A 17,838-nucleotide genomic window follows, 5' to 3' on the forward strand; every position below is an offset into this window, starting at 1 on the left:
CAGTATTTTACGCTCAGGTGCTGGAGGAAACCCGAGTCGGCGATCTGCCGGCCGTCGTGCCTCATATTGCAGGTTCGGCTTGGGTAACGGGATTCCACCAATTCATCTTTCGAGAGAAGGACGAATGGAACGACGGGTTCTTCCTGCTCTGATCTCGGCGGAAGGCCATCTTAAATCCGGAGAAGGTGCGCAATCATGGAATTCAACAAATGGTACGCCGCGATTGAGGTTCACGCCGGCGGTCAGCCGCTCCGCATCGTCACCGGAGGCTTGCCCTCTATACCGGGAGCGACTCTGCAGGAACGAGCGGACTACTTCGCTCAGCATTGCGATGCCATCCGCGGTCTTCTAATGGCAGAGCCTCGCGGACACCACGGCATGACCGGCGCCATCGTCACGCCGCCCGCTAGCGGGGATGCCCGGTTCGGTCTGCTGTTCATGAACAATGAAGGGATGGCCGACGTCAGCGGTCACGGCGTAATCGCCGCCGTAACCGCCTTGATCGAGACTGGCCAGCTTCCGCCGGAAGCGGCCGCCGAAGGGGTTCGCATCGATCTCCCGGCAGGGACGATAGTCGCTTATGCCGATTGCGAAGGCTCGGAGGTCAAGTCGGTATCGTTCGATCACATCCCGTGCTTTGCCTATGCGTTGGATGTTCCGGTCGAGCTGAAAGGTCGGGCCTTTCCCGTGGATGTCGTATATAACGGAGCCTTCTATGCCGTCGTCGATGTTAAGGCGCTCGATCTCGCGCTGCTGGAAAGCTCGCTGCCGGACTTGCAAATGTGGGGCGGGGCGATTAAGCGCTTCGTCGATGACCGGCTCTCCCTACTCCATCCTGTGACAGGTCGGATGGCCGGCATTCATGGCGTCGTCATTGCCGGCACCGAAGGCGATCTTCGCCCTGGCTCCGATTGCCGGAACGTAACGGTGTTCGCCAACGAGCAGTTCGACCGATCGCCGGGAGGAGCTGGCGCTATCGCTCATATGGCGGCTCGGATGCAGCGGGGGGAAGTCCGACTCGGGGACACGATGACGTATGAAGGAATCGCAGGCTCGCAAGCGACCGTTCAAGCGATGGAGACGGTCAAGCTGAACGATTGGGAGGCTACCGTCTACCGAATGACGGGTTCTGCCTTCGTGATCGGGCTCATGAACTTCGTCATCGATCCGAGCGATCCGTTGTCCGAAGGTTTCGTTCTGCGTTAGGCCTCTATATTATTCTAATTCATTTTGAGAGGGGAAACTTTTCATGGCTAAATTCGAAGGCGTATACGTGGCGTTGGTTACTCCGTTTACGGAGTCTTATGAGGTGGACTACAAGAGATTGGCTGAGCTGTGCGAATGGCAGATCGAGAATGGAGCTAACGGCCTCGTACCGACGGGCTCCCTCGGGGAATACGCGACGATGTCGAACGAAGAACGCGCGAAAGTCGTCGAGACCGTCATCGATGCCGCTGCCGGCCGAGTACCGGTCGTTGTCGGGTCCGCAGCTCCTTCGACGCAGCAAGCGGTCTCTTGGGTACAGCATGCGAAGGATAAAGGAGCGGCGGGCGTTATGGCGCTGCCACCGATCAACTATAAGCCGCTCGAGAATGAGGTTATCGCTCACTACGAGGCTCTGAACTCGGTTGGCTTGCCGATCGTGGGATACAACAATCCTCACGATTACAAAGTCGATCTCACGCCGGACTTGCTGGCTAAGCTCTCTAAGCTGGAGAACTTTGTTGCCGTTAAGGAATTCTCCGGAGATATCCGCCGCGTTCATGAAATTCTGGCGAAGACCGATCTGGAAGTCATGATCGGCGTCGACGATCTGGCTATGGAAGGACCGCTGTTCGGTGCGACAGGCTGGATCTCCGGCGTCTCGAACGCGCTGCCGAAAGAAGGAGCGGAGCTCTTCAAGCTGGCAAGGGAAGGAAAGCTGGAGGAAGCCTCCAAGCTGTACAAACATCTGCTTCCGCTGTTTCATTTCGACGCCAACCCGCAGCTTGTGCAATCGATCAAATACATGATGGAATTGGCCGGTTTCCCGGTAGGTCCGGCTCGTCCGCCGAGATTGCGGCTTCCGGAAGCCGATTATCAAGCGATCAAGAAAGCATACGAGTACGCTGTTAACCGTTAAGGACTCGTCGGATTAAGCTAGCCATTAAGAGGAGGAATCGGCTTGAACAGCAGCAAAAATTGGATCGGCGGAGAATGGATTGCCCCGAATGCCGGAGAACTCGTCATCAAGAACCCTTCAGACTCGACTGAGGAGGTCGGCGTTCTCCATCTGTCGGATGCTTCTCAAGTCGTTCAGGCGGCGCAGGCGGCGCGCAGCGCGCTTCCTGCCTGGTCCCGCCTGACCGGTGCGGGCAGGGCGGACTACTTGTACAAAATGGCGAATGCGCTGGAAGCAAACTTGACGGAAATCGCGACGCTGGCCAGCAGAGAGATGGGGAAGCCGATCGGGGAGATGCGGGGCGAGACGATGCGCGGAGTGAACCTGCTCCGTTATTACGCCGCCGAAGGCGTGCGCGCCAACGGGGTCGTCATCCCTTCCAGCGAGACGAACGTCCTGCAATATACGAAGAAGGTGCCTCTGGGCGTTGTCGGGGTCATCACGCCATGGAACTTCCCTGTCGCCATTCCGATCTGGAAGATCGCGCCTGCGCTCATCTGCGGGAATACAGTCATCTGGAAGCCGGCGGAATTCGCCTCGCTGACCGCAACCCGACTGGCCGAGATCTTCGCTTCCGCAGGCTTGCCGGCCGGCGCGCTTAATCTCGTCATCGGCAAAGGCAGCACAATCGGAGACGTTCTGCTGGAGCAAGTCAATCTGAATGCCGTTAGCTTTACCGGATCGACGAACACCGGCATGCGCGTGGCTCAAGCCTGCGCTAGCCGCAACATCAAATATCAGACGGAGATGGGCGGGAAGAACGCGGCGATCGTGCTGAGCGACGCCGATCTCGACAAGGCCATCCCGATGATTCTGAGCGGGGCGTTCCGATCTGCCGGGCAGAAGTGCACGGCGACTAGTCGGATCATCGTCGAGAGCGCCATCTATCATCCGTTCGTCGAAGCGTTGAACCGGGCGGTTGCGGGAATCAAGCTCGCTCCGGCGCTCGATCCCGGCGCCTATCTCGGACCGGTAGCGTCTGCCAGCCAGTTCAAGAGCGTCATGTCCTACGTGAATATGGCGCGGGAGCAAGCGGACATTGTGGCAGAAGGCCCTGCGCTGGCAGAAGCGAAGGAAGGCAACTACATTCGGCCGATCGTCGCCGCCGGCGTCGACGCGGATCACCCTCTCGTTCAGGAGGAGATTTTCGGACCGGTCGCCACGGTGCTGGAGGCGCGCAATTTCGAAGATGCCATCGCCCTGTGCAACCGTACGGAGTTCGGGCTGAGCGCCTCCCTGTTTACGCGCAACCTTGCTCATGCTCATCGTTTCCTGGATGAAGCGGAGGCGGGCATGGTTCGCGTCAATCAGGAATCGGCGGGCGTTGAGTACCAATCTCCGTTCGGCGGGATGAAGATGTCGAGCTCCCACTCCCGGGAGCAGGGTCAAGCCGCGCTGGATTTCTATACCGAGACGAAAACGTGCGCGATTAGCTACGCCTAGAGGTTCGGATACATGAATTCCCCATCTATGTTTGTCTGCCGCTGCGAGGAAGTGACGCTCACCCAACTGGAAGAAGCGTATGAATCGGGCTGTCACACCTCGCGTCAATTAAAGATGAAGACGCGTGCGACAATGGGGGCCTGCCAAGGTCGGGTGTGCAGGCACCTGTTGGAGACGTGGACACATAGCCGAAATCCGGACGCGCCGCGGGATTCGGAGCTGCTGTCCGTCCGGCCGCCGATCCGACCGATTACTTTTGGCCAACTGGCAAAGGGTGAAGCGTAATGGAACGGATTAACGATCATCCCATCTTGGGTAAGAAAACACAACGAGATTCCGTGAATTTCTCGTTTAACGGGAAGCCGATGGCCGGCTATCGCGGTGAGCCGATTGCCGCCGCCTTGCTGGCTGCAGGCATTCGAACGCTGAGGAAGCACGAAGAATCGGGCAACTCTCGGGGAATCTATTGCGCCATCGGGCATTGTATGGAATGTCGGCTCCAAGTACAAGGCAAGGGCATCGTTCGCTCTTGCCTGACGCCGCTGGAAGAAGGAATGCAAATCTCCGAAGGGCTGCAGCTGCCTAACGAAATTACCGGGAGGAAACGGCCATGAGCCGACAATCGCAGAATTCGGATTTAATGATCGTCGGCGCAGGTCCGGCCGGCCTGTCTGCGGCGATCGTCGCTTCTGGGAACGGCCTCAAGGTTACGGTGATCGACGAGTTTCTTGAGCCAGGGGGCCGAATGCTCGGACAATTTCACGAAGAGCATGGCCGCTGGTGGGTCGGCAAGCGCATAGCGGAGCAATTGATCGAGACGTGCGGGAAGCAAGGCGTATCGATCCGCTGCGGCCTATCGGTCTACGGTCTGTTGAAGTCGGACGGCCTGTGGGAGGTTTCCACCTCCGAAGGACGCTTGTCCGCGCCTCGCGTCCTGCTGGCTACCGGGGCCGCGGAGGTGCCGGTGCCAGCCGACGGCTGGACGCTGCCCGGAGTCATGTCGATCGGAGCGGCCCAGGTCATGTCGAATGTTCACTATGTTAAACCTGGAAATCGCGGCCTCATCATCGGCATGAACGTGCTCGGAATGGCCATCGCACGCGAATTGTCGGTCTCCGGCGTCTCGCTGGCGGGCATCGTCCTGCCTCCGGCCGGAACGTTCGCCGGTTCGTCGGCGCTTCCGAAGGAATGCCTTCGGCTGTTGATGGGATTGTCGCACCTGGCGCCGTCGCCGGTGCTTCGCCTTGGCGGACGCGTCGCGGGAGCGCTGGGAATGGCGGGTCTCGTCTCCAAGTTCTTTCCGCGCAGAGGTATTAAGCTCTGGGATATTCCCTTGATGCTGCGTACAGCTGCAATTCGAATAAATGGCACCGACCGCGTCGAATCGGTCACGTTGGCGGATGTGAACGGGGCGGGCGAGATCCTTCCGGGGAGCGAGAGGGAGGTGCCCGTCGACTTCGTCGCGTTGGCGGGAGGCTTGTATCCGCTAGCCGAGCTGGCTGCCGTGGCGGGATGCCCGTTCCTGTATACTCCGGAGCTGGGCGGACATCTGCCGTTTCACAGCGAAAGGATGCAGACGCCGGTGGAAGGACTGTTCGTAGCCGGCAACATCACCGGAGTGGAAAGCGCACTCGTCGCGATGGCGCAAGGCCGGCTTGCCGGCGCTTCGATCAGCCATGAGGCCGGCGCTTACGGAGTTGACGGCGAACGCCATGTCGCGGACGCGGTGGAAGAAGTTCATCGCGTGCGGTCTTCGGCATTGATTCAATTCCATCCGGACATTCCGGAGGTGCGCAAAAAAATCTATCAGCTATGGCAAGCCACTTATCAGGCTGGAGGGTAACATCAAATGGTCGTACAAACAGGCGGCAGCACGAACATCATCATCCGGCTGGAAACGGACAAGGATAAAATCTCTTTCGGACAAATCGTAACGGCGATCGGCGACGCAGGCGGCGAGATCGCCGCTCTTGACGTTAGTCGCGCAGGAAAACAGAAGACGCTGCACGATCTTACCGTCACGATCGATCCAGCCTTCTCGGAACGAGTCGTTTCGCGTTTGCGGAACATGGATGGGGTGCGGGTGGTCAATGTCTCGGATCAGACGCTGCTGCTGCATCTCGGCGGCAAAATCGAGGTTCATTCCAAGCTGAGAATCAAAAATCGCGATGACCTGTCGCGTGTATATACCCCAGGAGTAGCCCGGGTAAGCATGGCGATTCACGAAGATCCTTCCCGCGCTTATTCGCTGACGATCAAGAGAAACATGATTGCCGTCGTCTCGGACGGCACCGCCGTACTGGGGCTCGGCAACATCGGTCCGCTGGCCGCGATGCCGGTCATGGAAGGCAAAGCGATGCTGTTCAAGCAGCTTGCCGACGTCGACGCCTTCCCGATCTGCTTGGACACCCAGAACACAGAGGAGATCGTGGAAACGATCAAACGGATCGCTCCCGCCTTCGGGGGGATCAACCTGGAGGATATCTCTTCGCCGCGCTGCTTCGAGATCGAACGACGCCTGATCGAGGATTTAGATATTCCCGTCTTCCACGACGATCAGCATGGGACAGCGGTCGTACTGCTGGCAGGGCTGTATAACGCCGTCAAGCTCGTCGGCAAACGGCTAGAAGATTGCAAGATTGTATTGTGCGGGGTCGGGGCGGCGGGTACCGCTTGCACGAAGATTCTGCTGTCGGCCGGCGCGAGCAACATAATCGGCGTGGACCGTGCCGGGGCTCTGGTCAAGGGACAACACTCTGACAACGAAGCTTGGGCGTGGTGTGCCGAGCATACGAATCCGAACCGCGAGACGGGCAGCTTGTCTGACGTCATCCAAGGCGCGGATATTTTTATCGGCGTATCCGGACCCGGCATTCTGAAAAGTCAGGACGTCCGAAAGATGGCGGCCGATCCGATCGTGTTCGCCATGGCCAACCCGAACCCGGAGATTATGCCGGAGGAGGTGGAGGGCATCGTCCGAGTGATGGCGACGGGACGTTCGGATTATCCGAATCAGATCAACAATGTCCTCTGCTTTCCCGGTCTGTTCAGAGGCGTTCTCGATTGCCGCGCGTCCCGCGTGACCGAGTCTATGAAGCTGGCTGCCGCCAAAGCGATCGCTGCCGTCGTCTCCGAGGAGGAACTAAACGAGAATTACATTATTCCAAGCCTCTTTAACCAGCGCGTCGTTGAACAGGTGCGTCAAGCCGTTATCGACGCGGCATATGAAGCCAAGGTGGCTCGAAGGCGGGACATCCGCGCCGGGGAATTCGCGAGCGAAACTGAAACAGGGAACGGGGGAAGTTGAAGATGAGCGCAAGGAAAGTGAATCCGATCTCTTACAAAAGCGTGTCAATTAGCGATCCGTTCTGGACGAAATACCGGAACCTGGTGAGAGATGAAGTTATTCCCTACCAATGGGACGCGCTGAACGATCGAATCGAGGGAGCGGCTCCAAGCCGCGCGATCCGCAATTTCCGCATTGCCGCAGGCGAAGAGGAAGGGGAATTCTACGGCTATATTTTCCAGGACAGCGATGTGGCGAAGTGGCTGGAAGCCGTCGCTTACAGTCTGGCGTCCTCTCCGGATCCGGAATTGGAGCGGCTCGCCGATGAGACCATCGAGCTGCTGAACAGAGCGCAGCAGCCTGACGGCTATCTGAACACCTATTTTACGATCAAGCATCCGGACCGGCGCTGGGAGAATGAACGGGACAATCACGAAACCTATTGCGCGGGGCATCTGATTGAGGCGGCGGTCGCGTATTACGAGACGACGGGCAAAACCCAATTGCTCAACCTTGTCTGCAAGCTGGCGGATCACATCGATTCGGTATACGGCGAAGAAGAAGGAAAGCTTCGGGGGTATCCGGGACATCAGGAGATCGAGCTGGCTTTAATGAGATTGTATGCGGTGACGGGCGAGGAGCGTTATGCCCATCTGAGCCGGTTCTTCATTAATGAGCGAGGACGGGAGCCCCACTTCTTCAAGCAGGAGGCAGATCGGCGTGCGGAGCGGCATGGCCGGGAATCGCTGCTTGCGGAAGGCTATTACAACTTATACAAGCATAACTATGAATACAACCAATCGCATCTGCCCGTTCGCGAGCAGGAGCATGCTGTCGGGCACGCCGTACGCGCGGTGTACATGTATGCGGGAATGGCGGACGTCGCGGCCAAGACGGGAGATGTCTCTTTGCTTGAAGCATGCAGACGCTTGTGGGACAACGTTACCCAGCGGCAAATGTATATTACGGGCGGCATCGGATCCAATCATGACGGCGAAGCCTTCAGCTTTGATTACGATCTGCCGAACGATACGGCGTATACGGAAACCTGCGCAGCGATCGGGCTCGTCTTCTGGGCGCACCGGATGCTTCATCTCGACCCGGACGGCAAGTATGCCGACGTCATTGAGCGCGCGCTCTATAACGGTACGATCAGCGGCATGTCGCTCGACGGCAAAAGCTTCTTCTATGTCAATCCGTTGGAAGTGTGGCCGGAAGCTTGCAAGCGTCCGGACAAGATGCATGTGGAGAAGGTAAGGCAGAAATGGTTCGGCTGTGCATGCTGTCCGCCCAATCTGGCGCGGATGATCGCCTCGCTCGGACAGTACATTTACTCGCAGGATGAGAACACCGTCCACGTTCATCAATATATCGGCAGCGAGACGACCGTCGGGCTCTCCGGACAACAAGTTCGATTGTCGTTGGAGTCGAACTATCCATGGGACGGACAGATTAAGCTAACGGTTGCTCCGGAGCATAAGGGCGAGTTCTCGGTAGCCGTCCGCATCCCCGGCTGGTGCGAGGGAGCGTCTGTCTTCGTGAACGGACAGAAGGTTTCGGCAGACGCTCGCCCCCGGAAGGGCTATTTGAAGCTGACCCGCGAGTGGGATGCCGGCGACGTCATTACGCTCGATTTCCCGATGCCGGTCGAACGGATTTACGCGAATCCGAAAGTCCGCACGAATGCTGGAAAAGTGGCCATTCAGCGCGGACCGATCGTCTACTGCTTGGAGCAGGCCGACAACGGCGAAATTCTGCCCGATATCTCGCTGCCCGAGAACGCGGAGCTCTCCGCACGGTTCGAGCCGGGTAGATTGGGCGGCGTGACGGTCGTGACCGCCGAAGCGGTTCGGGGCGATTCGAGGGGTTGGGACACGACGCTGTACGGGAAGAAGAAGCGCAGCAAGCACGCGGCTCCGATTCAAGCGATCCCTTATTTCGCTTGGGCGAACCGTGGGGAAGGCGAAATGCTTGTGTGGATTAGAGAGGAGTAAGCGAGGAAGAGCGCCGAGTAAGAGAGGGGATGCGAACAGATGCCACAGATGCAGAGCTATCCGATGGTGAAACCAATCAATCGGCAAGCGGCGAAATCGTTTAAGCTTCAGGATGTCGAGCTGCTGGACGGACCTTTTAAACACGCGATGGAATTAAACCGGACGTACTTGCTCGAGCTCGAACCGGACCGGCTGCTCGCCCGATTCCGGGAGTATGCGGGCTTGACGCCGAAAGCTCTCCAATACGAGGGCTGGGAAGCAATGAGCTTGTCGGGTCATTCCTTGGGCCACTATCTGTCGGCCATCTCGATGCTCTACGCTTCTCTAGGAGAAGAGGTGTTCAAGGAGCGGGTCGATTATATGGTCGACGAACTGGCAGCTTGCCAGGACGCGCACGGAGACGGGTATGTGTCCGGCATTCCCAATGGCAAGGAATTGTTCCAGGAGGTGGCTCGCGGCGATATCCGCTCCAAGGGCTTCGACTTGAACGGCGGATGGGCGCCTCTATACACGCTGCACAAATTGTTCGCCGGCTTGCGCGATGCGCTTCACCTGACCGGTAACGGCAAAGCGCTTCAAGTGTCGATTAAGCTGGCGGATTGGCTAGACGGCATTGTTGGCGGCCTGACGGAGGAGCAGATGGAGGAAGTGATGATCTGCGAGTACGGCGGGATGAACGAAGTGTTGGCCGACCTGTACGGAGATACCGGGGAGATCAAGTACATGAAGCTTGCCGACCGCTTCTGGCACAAGGTCGTGCTTGATCCTCTCGCGGCCGGCGAAGACAAGCTGGCCGGTAAGCACGCCAATACGCAAATTCCGAAGCTGATCGGATTAGCCAAGCAGTACGAGTGGACGAAAGAGGAGAAGTACAAGAAGACGACGGAATTTTTCTGGGAGCGCGTCGTCGAGCATCACTCCTACGTCATCGGAGGCCATAGCTTTAACGAATATTTCGGCGAGCCGGACGAGCTGTCCGATCGGATCGGGAAGACGACGACGGAGACGTGCAACTCGTACAACATGTTGAAGCTGACGAAGCGCCTTTTCCAATGGAACGGGAACGCCAAGGAAGCCGATTTCTATGAGCGTGCGCTCTTTAACCACATTCTCTCCTCGCAAAACCCGGAGAACGGAGACATGTGCTACTGTGTCTCTCTCGAAATGGGCGGTTATAAGGACTATAATAAGAGGTTCGAAGACTTCACCTGCTGTATCGGCACGGGCATGGAGAATCATGCAAGCTATGGAGCCGGGATTTATTTCTACAACGAGGATTCGCTCTTCGTCAACCAATATATTCCCTCCGTACTTCGTTGGAAGGAGCGGGGCATCGAGCTAAGACAAGAAACGCGTTACCCGGAAGACGATCGCATCGTCCTTAGGCTATCCGGCAAGTCTGAAGCTCCGCTAACGGTCAATATCCGTTATCCGTATTGGGCGGAGAAAGGCATCGAGATCAGAGTAAACGGACTACCGCAGTCGGTCTCGAGTGCCGTCCCGGGAAGCTTCGTCGGCATTCGCCGTCTCTGGGAGGACGGAGACACGGTGGAAGTGGCTCTGCCGATGACGCTGCGTCTGGAAAGCATGCCGGACAATCCGAATCGGACTGCTGTTCTGTATGGGCCGCTTGTATTGGCCGGCGAGCTCGGACCGCTGGAGGATCCGGGGGCCAGGAGTCGTCTGTATACGCCAGTCTTGATTACGAACGGAAGGCCGGCAGTCGAGTGGCTGGAGCCCGTGTCCGGGAAGACGGCGACGTTCCGGACGGTTGGCGTCGGTCATCCTCGCAACGTTGAGCTGTATCCCTTCTATCGGATGCACGACAAGACCTATACGGTCTATTGGGATTTATTCACGAAGGAATCTTGGGCGAGGTCCGAGGAAGAGTACTTGATCGCCTACGACAATATTCGTAAGCTTGAGCAATGTACGATCGACTTCGCCCAGCCGGGAGAAATGCAGCCGGAACGCGATCATCATTTCCAAGGCGAGACGACTGGCGTCGGTACGATGCACAAACGGTCCTACCGATACGCTTCATTGGATGGATGGTTCTCCTTCGATCTGAAGACGGATCCGCGAGTCGACACGACGCTGGTCGTCACTTACTCGGCGGCAACCGATTTGCCGGGCTGCGAGTTCGACGTTCTTGCCAATGGCATCCCGCTGACCGAGTCGTACGAGGGTGCGAAGGAAACAGACAAATTCTATAACGTGAACTATCCGTTGCCGCAAGCGCTCGTCGGCGATGCGGATACGATCGCCATTATGTTCAAGGCGCGTCCAGGTCGTCGTATTCGTAAAGTATTCGGGGTTCGCATCATCGATCCTGGCAGAGGGGAGCAGCCATGAAGTTCCAGGACTTCCCTTATCGCAGGCCGGATATCCGAGTAATCGAGAGCGAGTTCAGCAATCTTATCCGCAAGTTCGAACAGGCGACGGAGGCAGACGAGCAGCATGCGCTCATGACCGCGATTCACAACCTGCGCCGCGAATACGAATCGATGTGCTCGATTGCCTACGTCCGCCATACGATGGACACGACGGACCCGTACTACCGGGAAGAACAGGATTACATCGACGAAACCGGCCCCCTCTATCAAGGGCTCGTATCGCGTTACTACAAGGCGTTGACCGAATCCAAGTTCAAGGAAGAACTGGAACGGCGGTGGGGCAAGCAGCTGTTCCGGATTGCGGAGAACGCGCAGCGCACCTTCAGTCCGGAGATCGTGGAGGATTTGCAGCTGGAGAACAAGCTCACCAGCGAGTTCACGAGACTCGCCGCCTCGGCTCGAATTCCGTTCGAAGGAGAAGAAAGAAGTCTTGCTCAGCTTGCGCCGTTCGCCCAATCTCAAGATCGGGAGACGAGGAAGAAAGCGGCTGAAGCAAGAACCGCATTCTTCGCCGAGCATGAGGCCGAGCTGGACGAGCTGTTCGATCGGCTGGTGAAGCTGAGGACGAAGATCGCCCATAAACTGGGCTACAACCATTTCGTGGAGCTCGGCTATGCGCGTATGAACCGGACGGATTACGGACCGGCCGAGGTGGCGAAGTTTCGGAAGCAGGTCCGGAGTACTGTCGTTCCGATTACGATGAAGCTGAAGGAGCGTCAGCGCGAGCGGATCGGAGTCGACCGGCTCCGCTATTATGACGATACGTTCGCCTTCGAGTCCGGCAATGCGAACCCCAAGGGCGACCCGGAGCAGATTGTGGCGAGCGCCAAGCGGATGTACGAGGAGATGTCTGAAGAAACGGGCGTCTTCTTCAGGCGGATGGTCGACGAAGGACTGATGGATTTGCTCAGTAAGCCGGGCAAAGCCGGAGGCGGGTACTGCGCGATGATCGCCAAGCAGGAGGCCCCGTTCATATTCGCCAACTTCAACGGCACCTCCAGCGATATCGACGTTCTGACGCACGAGGCGGGACACGCGCTTCAATCCCTGTGCAGCTTGAAATACAACGTCCCGGAATATGAATTCCCTACGGCGGAAGCTTGCGAAATCCATTCGATGAGCATGGAGTTCTTCGCTTGGCCCTGGATGGAGCTGTTTTTCGGGGAGGAGGCGGAGAAGTACAAATTCAAGCATATGAGCGAGTCGCTGCTGTTCCTTCCGACCGGCTCGGCCTTCGATGAATTTCAGCATTATGTCTATGAGAATCCGGAAGCAACGCCGGAGGAGCGCAAACGCGCTTGGCGGGACATCGAGAAGATTTACACGCCTTACCGAGATTACGAAGGGAACGATTTTCTAGAGCGAGGCGGCGTATGGCTGCAGAATGGGCATGTGTTCTGCATTCCGTTCTACTACATCGATTACGCGCTGGCGCGGGTATGCTCGTTCCAGCTCTGGAAGAGAGCGAACGAGCAATCAGAAGCTGCCTGGTACGATTACATGAATCTGTGCCAGGCGGGCGGAAGCCGCTCTTTCTTGGAATTGCTCGCATTGGGCCATCTCGACTCTCCGTTCGCCGACGGCTGTGTCGAAGGCGCGGTAGAGGAAATTGAGCGTTGGCTTGACCGAATCGACGATCGTCAACTGTAATTAGCGGGAGGAGTCGCGGAATGAACGATAGGTTAAGAAAGCTATACGCTTATATGGATCAAGAACACTTAGATACTGTTTTGATCACGCAGCCTAAGCATGTTTATTATTTGACGGGGTTTGCTTCCGATCCGCACGAGCGATTCCTGGGCCTTGTTCTGCCGAAAGGAGAGGAACCGTTCTTGCTCGTGCCGGCCTTGGACGAGGAGGCGGCGCGAGCGGAAGCCTCCGTTTCCTCCATCCGGACGCATACGGATACGGACAATCCGTATGAAGTATTGAAGCGCGCGCTAACCGGGCCGATCGCTCGTCTTGGCGTGGAGAAGAGCCATCTGACCGTGCGCCGCTACGAAGAGCTGTCGGCTACGTTGGCCGCGGACAGCTACGTCGACGTGGAACGGGCGTTAACACAGATGCGTGCGATCAAATCCCCGGAGGAGATCGCACGGCTGAAGGAAGCCGCGCGGCTGGTTGAACAGGTGCTCCGCGACGGCTTGCGGCACGTGAAGCCCGGCGTGACGGAGCTGGACATCGCTGCCGAACTGGAATACGCGATGAAAAAGGCGGGAGTAAGCCCCGCGTTCGCGACGACGGTGCTGTCCGGCGAGAAGTCGGCTCTGCCGCACGGGGCGACCGGCAATCGAAGGATTCAGAACGGGGACATGCTCCTATTCGATATGGGGGTCGCCTATGACGGCTATCTCTCCGATATTACCCGGACGTTCGCGATCGGCGAGGTTAGCGACAAGATGAAGGAAATATACGATGCGGTGCTTGAAGCGAATGTGCGGGGCATCGCCTCCGTTCGTCCTGGCGCCGAAATGGCCGAGGTGGACCGGGCGGCGCGTCAATGCATCGAGGGTAGAGGCTTCGGCAGCTATTTTACGCATCGGGTCGGGCACGGCTTAGGAATAGAGGTGCACGAATACCCGTCGGTTCACGGGGACAACCGGGATCGTCTGCGCGAGGGAATGGTCATTACGATCGAGCCGGGCATTTATTTGCCGGGCATCGGCGGCGTTCGCGTGGAGGACGATGTCCTCGTGACCGCGGACGGGGCGGAAGCGTTAACGACATTTCCCAAGCAGTTGACGGTCATCGGCTGAAGACCGACTTCAAGGGGTCAATTGAATTGACGCATCATTTGGATTCCATTACAATTAACCCAATTGAACGAGATAACGGAAAAGGTCAGGGCGATCGCATGGATTTAGGTATGAAAATCCGCAAAATTCGCAAGCAGCAGGGCCGCAGTCTGGATGAAATCTCGATGGTATGCGGCTTTACGAAAAGTCTGCTTTCCAAGATCGAGAACGGGAAGACCGTCCCGCCCATCGGTACGCTTATTAAGATTGCGGATGCGCTCGGGACGAAAATATCGGTGCTGCTCGACGATCACGAACAAGGCGGAACCGTCCTATCGAAAATGGAAAATGTGCTGGGGAAGCTGGTCAAGACGCAGAAGGGCTACTCCTTTGCAGCATTGGCCGTAGAACGTCAGGACAAGCTGATGCAGCCTTTTTATTTTGTTGCGAGAAAAGGCGAAACGCCGAGGCGTACGGTATCCCACATCGGGGAAGAATTCATCTACGTGTTGGAAGGCCGCATGAAATATAAGGTCGGAACCGTCGAATATTTGATGGGGCCCGGAGATAGCCTCTATTTCGATTCGGTCGAGGAGCACTTGTTTACGCCCGTGTCGGAGGAAGTGCGTTATTTATCGGTGTTCTGTTCAGCGCAAGGCTAAATCAAGTTGTTTGAATAGAAATCCGAATCGGAAAATAGCGGACAGGATAGTTGAACGGAAACTCTCAGGCGATCACTTCGATGAAGTGCCTTTGCCAGGTCGCCGTTCAGCTTGCCGGCACCGCTATTTTTGTTGCCAACCGATCGATTTCATTTGTTGCTGCCGATGACTTTCCTGCGGAAATGGGAAGGAGAAATTCCCTCTTTACTTGTGAAGAAAGAGGAGAAATAGGGGATGTTGTTAAACCCGACCTCTTCGGCGATGCGGGCGATCGTCCAATCCGTCTGAATCAGCATTTTTTTCGCTTGTTCAATTCGATATTGCTGTAAATAATCGAAGGGGGATAGGCCGTAAATCTTGATCATGCATTTGGCGATGTAATTCGGATGATAGTTTAATTCGCTGCGCAGCATCTCATTGGTGATTTTTCGAGTGTAATGCTGGCGAATGTACTGCTCGACCTTCTCCGCCAGTACGAGCGCAGCGGAATCGGACAAGTCCGAGGACTCCCGGTCCAGATGCTGCATGAACAGTTGAAACGCGGTTTGTTTCTTCCAATTGCGCAACGTGCGGGGGAAATAATCCAGATCGTTAAAATTCGTTAATTCGCTTAACGACCGCTCCGATAGCTGAACATGCTTCGGAATCAAGATGGAGCAGACTTCGCAATGGTTCAAGTAGGCGTGCTGTTTATGCTTCTCGATCAAAGCGCTCCGGCTTTCGAGAAATTTATGGGCATTCTGGTTCTCCTCCCAAGCCCCGAACGTATGGAAGTGGATCCAGGTAATTTCCGTATCTTCTTGGCAGGGTTCCGTTCCGTAATGGTAGGCGTCCGGTCTTAGAATGAGCGCTTCTCCCTGGCTGATCTTCCATTCCTTCGTATTCTCTCCTAGAAACAATTCGCCTTTCGTAACGACGATTAAATCGAATACGCCGATCGAATTCCGGCTAATATGGCGTTCTCCCGGCGCGTAAGCATGCTTGCCGCAATCGATGAAGTAGGGCACGGGCGGAGAGACAAAGTGAAGAATGGGTATGGCCATATTTTTCCTCTTTTCAATAGGTTGATATTTTAAAAGAATCGGTTGAAATAAACGATTTTTTTCAATGATACAACACTTTATATTTGAATTAAACGATTTTATCAACTGATTGTAAAAATTGAAAAAAGGGAGAGTTAGATGAATCCTTCCATCACGGGGAAACCTCTTCAACTCAAGCAGCTGCGCATTCGGGATTCATTTTGGTCTTCTTACATCCATCGGGTTCGTGATGTTGTCGTCCCTTACCAATGGGAGGCATTAAACGACCGGATAGCGGGAGCGGAGCCGAGTCATGCGATTAAGAATTTGAAAATAACCGCAGGGTTGGAGCAAGGCGAATTTCACGGCATGGTGTTCCAAGACAGCGATGTAGCGAAATGGCTGGAGGCCGTCGGTTATTTGCTCGAAAACGAGTCCGATCCGGAGCTGGAGCGTGTGGCGGATGAGCTGATCGAGATCATCGCCGCAGCTCAAATGGATGACGGGTATCTCAATACCTATTTTACAATTAAAGAGCCGAATCAGCGCTGGACTAACCTGGCCGAATGTCATGAACTGTACTGTGCAGGTCATTGGATCGAGGCGGGCGTGGCCTACTATCAAGGAACGGGCAAGCGCAAGCTGTTGGACGTTTGCTGTAAGCTGGCGGATTGCATCGATCAGACGTTCGGTCCGGAGCCTGGGAAGATGATCGGGTATGACGGACATCAGGAAGTGGAATTGGCTCTGGTTAAACTCTATCGAGCGACCAGCAACGAGAAATATTTGAAATTGAGCCAATTTTTCATAGATGTACGCGGACAAGAGCCGAATTTCTACCAGGAGCAATTCAAACAGCGCAACGGAAGCGTTCACTTCCCGTTTCTTGATATCGCTTCTAATCTTTCCTACAGCCAGGCCCATTTGCCGGTGCGCTTGCAGGAGACGGCCGAGGGACATGCGGTACGGGCGGTTTACATGTATACGGCAATGGCGGACATCGCGCTGGAGACCGGCGATGAAGAGCTGCTGACGGCCTGCAGAAGACTGTGGAGCAATATCGTCGAAAAGCGGATGTACATTACCGGGTCGATCGGTTCGATGGCTCACGGAGAATCGTTCACTCTGGATTATGATTTGCCGAACGATTCGGCCTATGCCGAAACCTGTGCCTCGATCGGATTGATCTTGTTCGCGCAGCGTATGCTTCAGATCGAGCCTCGGAGCGAGTACGCGGACGTCCTGGAGAGAGCGCTCTACAATACGGTGATTAGCGGGATGTCGCAAGATGGTAAGCGCTTCTTCTACGTCAACCCGCTGGAAGTATGGCCGGACGCCTGCGAACATAACCATACGTTCAGCCACGTCAAGCCGCAAAGACAAGAATGGTTCGGGTGCGCTTGCTGTCCGCCCAATATCGCGCGATTGCTGGCATCGCTTAACCGTTACGTGTTCACCGTTCAGGGACGAACCCTGTATACGCATCTTTACGTCGGCGGAGATTTGAACGCCGAGCTCGATGGCCGACAATTGATGTGGAAGACGGAGTCGGATTTGCCTTGGAAGGGCGAAGTTCGCTTCGAATACATCGGACAATCGGCTGACGAATTTACGATGGCTCTGCGGATTCCGGATTGGTGCGAGGGCGCGTCTGTCAAGATTAACGGAGAAACCGTATCCATCGAAGGTAGCATCGTAGACGGCTATGCAAGGCTGACGAGAGAGTGGCAGCAGGGCGATCGAATCGAGCTGTCGCTTCCGATGACCGTCAAGAGGATGAAAGCCCATCCATCCGTTCGTGCTGCAGCAGGCAAGACGGCATTGCAGCGCGGTCCTATCGTTTACTGTGCGGAAGAGGCCGACAACGGAGCGGATCTGCACTTGCTCTCCTTGAGCGGAGGGAAGGAGTTTGAAGCTCGCTTCGAACCGGAGCTGCTCGGCGGCGTCGTCACGATCACGACAACGGGCATGAGGAAGAAGCAAGCTGACTGGGACGGGCGGCTATATCACGTGGATAAGCCCGCCGAAGAGATCCCGGCGGCCCTCAAATTCATTCCTTATTATGCCTGGGCGAACCGAGGACGAGGCGAGATGGCGGTCTGGATTAAGGAGTAGCTAGAGCGATTGATTTTATAGGAA

General features: G+C 56.3%; 15 protein-coding genes. 14 read left to right on the plus strand and 1 reads right to left on the minus strand.

From position 1 onward, the window contains the following. Window positions 1-17 precede the first annotated feature (17 nt). The 13 genes from ACESLM_RS01360 to ACESLM_RS01420 all read left to right on the plus strand — a co-directional run bounded on the left by ACESLM_RS01360 (window position 18) and on the right by ACESLM_RS01420 (window position 14,677). On the plus strand, window positions 18-152 hold the full coding sequence (locus tag ACESLM_RS01360) for a proline racemase family protein (RefSeq protein ID WP_372629469.1): 135 nt from the start codon (window positions 18-20) through the stop codon (window positions 150-152). A 43-nt stretch (window positions 153-195) separates the two neighbouring features. Then, a complete protein-coding gene (locus tag ACESLM_RS01365; protein ID WP_372629268.1) occupies window positions 196-1,206 on the plus strand; it encodes a proline racemase family protein in 1,011 nt (336 codons plus the stop codon). Window positions 1,207-1,249: 43 nt separating this feature from the next. Continuing rightward, the gene (locus ACESLM_RS01370) at window positions 1,250-2,122 is read left to right on the plus strand and encodes a dihydrodipicolinate synthase family protein (protein WP_372629270.1); all 873 of its coding nucleotides are present in this window, start codon (window positions 1,250-1,252) and stop codon (window positions 2,120-2,122) included. A 36-nt stretch (window positions 2,123-2,158) separates the two neighbouring features. Continuing rightward, window positions 2,159-3,604 carry an aldehyde dehydrogenase family protein gene (locus ACESLM_RS01375; protein ID WP_372629472.1) on the plus strand — a complete coding sequence of 482 codons (1,446 nt, stop codon included), beginning with the start codon at window positions 2,159-2,161 and terminating at the stop codon, window positions 3,602-3,604. Between the two features lie 12 nt (window positions 3,605-3,616). After that, window positions 3,617-3,889: a (2Fe-2S)-binding protein gene (locus ACESLM_RS01380; protein ID WP_372629272.1), complete on the plus strand. Its 273-nt coding sequence runs from the start codon at window positions 3,617-3,619 to the stop codon at window positions 3,887-3,889. Then, entirely contained in the window at window positions 3,889-4,218 is a 330-nt protein-coding gene (locus ACESLM_RS01385; protein WP_372629274.1) for a (2Fe-2S)-binding protein, read from the plus strand. Before ACESLM_RS01380 ends, ACESLM_RS01385 begins: the two co-directional genes overlap by 1 nt. Further along, window positions 4,215-5,447 carry an NAD(P)/FAD-dependent oxidoreductase gene (locus tag ACESLM_RS01390; RefSeq protein ID WP_372629276.1) on the plus strand — a complete coding sequence of 411 codons (1,233 nt, stop codon included), beginning with the start codon at window positions 4,215-4,217 and terminating at the stop codon, window positions 5,445-5,447. The genes ACESLM_RS01385 and ACESLM_RS01390 overlap by 4 nt, the downstream gene beginning before the upstream one ends. A gap of 6 nt (window positions 5,448-5,453) precedes the next feature. Next, window positions 5,454-6,911: an NAD-dependent malic enzyme gene (locus ACESLM_RS01395; protein ID WP_372629278.1), complete on the plus strand. Its 1,458-nt coding sequence runs from the start codon at window positions 5,454-5,456 to the stop codon at window positions 6,909-6,911. 2 nt (window positions 6,912-6,913) lie between these two features. Continuing rightward, complete coding sequence (locus ACESLM_RS01400) at window positions 6,914-8,884, plus strand: glycoside hydrolase family 127 protein (RefSeq protein ID WP_372629280.1); 1,971 nt, start codon at window positions 6,914-6,916, stop codon at window positions 8,882-8,884. 39 nt (window positions 8,885-8,923) lie between these two features. Then, entirely contained in the window at window positions 8,924-11,239 is a 2,316-nt protein-coding gene (locus ACESLM_RS01405; RefSeq protein WP_372629282.1) for a glycoside hydrolase family 127 protein, read from the plus strand. Next, window positions 11,236-12,930: a M3 family oligoendopeptidase gene (locus ACESLM_RS01410; RefSeq protein WP_372629283.1), complete on the plus strand. Its 1,695-nt coding sequence runs from the start codon at window positions 11,236-11,238 to the stop codon at window positions 12,928-12,930. Before ACESLM_RS01405 ends, ACESLM_RS01410 begins: the two co-directional genes overlap by 4 nt. A gap of 20 nt (window positions 12,931-12,950) precedes the next feature. Next, window positions 12,951-14,036: a M24 family metallopeptidase gene (locus ACESLM_RS01415; RefSeq protein ID WP_372629285.1), complete on the plus strand. Its 1,086-nt coding sequence runs from the start codon at window positions 12,951-12,953 to the stop codon at window positions 14,034-14,036. Window positions 14,037-14,146: 110 nt separating this feature from the next. Continuing rightward, complete coding sequence (locus ACESLM_RS01420; RefSeq protein ID WP_372629287.1) at window positions 14,147-14,677, plus strand: helix-turn-helix domain-containing protein; 531 nt, start codon at window positions 14,147-14,149, stop codon at window positions 14,675-14,677. A gap of 149 nt (window positions 14,678-14,826) precedes the next feature. On the opposite strand, the gene ACESLM_RS01425 is transcribed toward ACESLM_RS01420, so the two are convergent. Beyond that, window positions 14,827-15,720: an AraC family transcriptional regulator gene (locus ACESLM_RS01425; RefSeq protein WP_372629289.1), complete on the minus strand. Its 894-nt coding sequence runs from the start codon at window positions 15,718-15,720 to the stop codon at window positions 14,827-14,829. Between the two features lie 138 nt (window positions 15,721-15,858). On the opposite strand from ACESLM_RS01425, the gene ACESLM_RS01430 reads away from it, so the two are divergent. After that, complete coding sequence (locus ACESLM_RS01430; protein WP_372629291.1) at window positions 15,859-17,814, plus strand: glycoside hydrolase family 127 protein; 1,956 nt, start codon at window positions 15,859-15,861, stop codon at window positions 17,812-17,814. The last annotated feature ends 24 nt before the right edge of the window (window positions 17,815-17,838 follow it).

It is taken from the genome of Cohnella sp. (assembly GCF_041641335.1).
Classification (GTDB): domain Bacteria; phylum Bacillota; class Bacilli; order Paenibacillales; family Paenibacillaceae; genus Cohnella.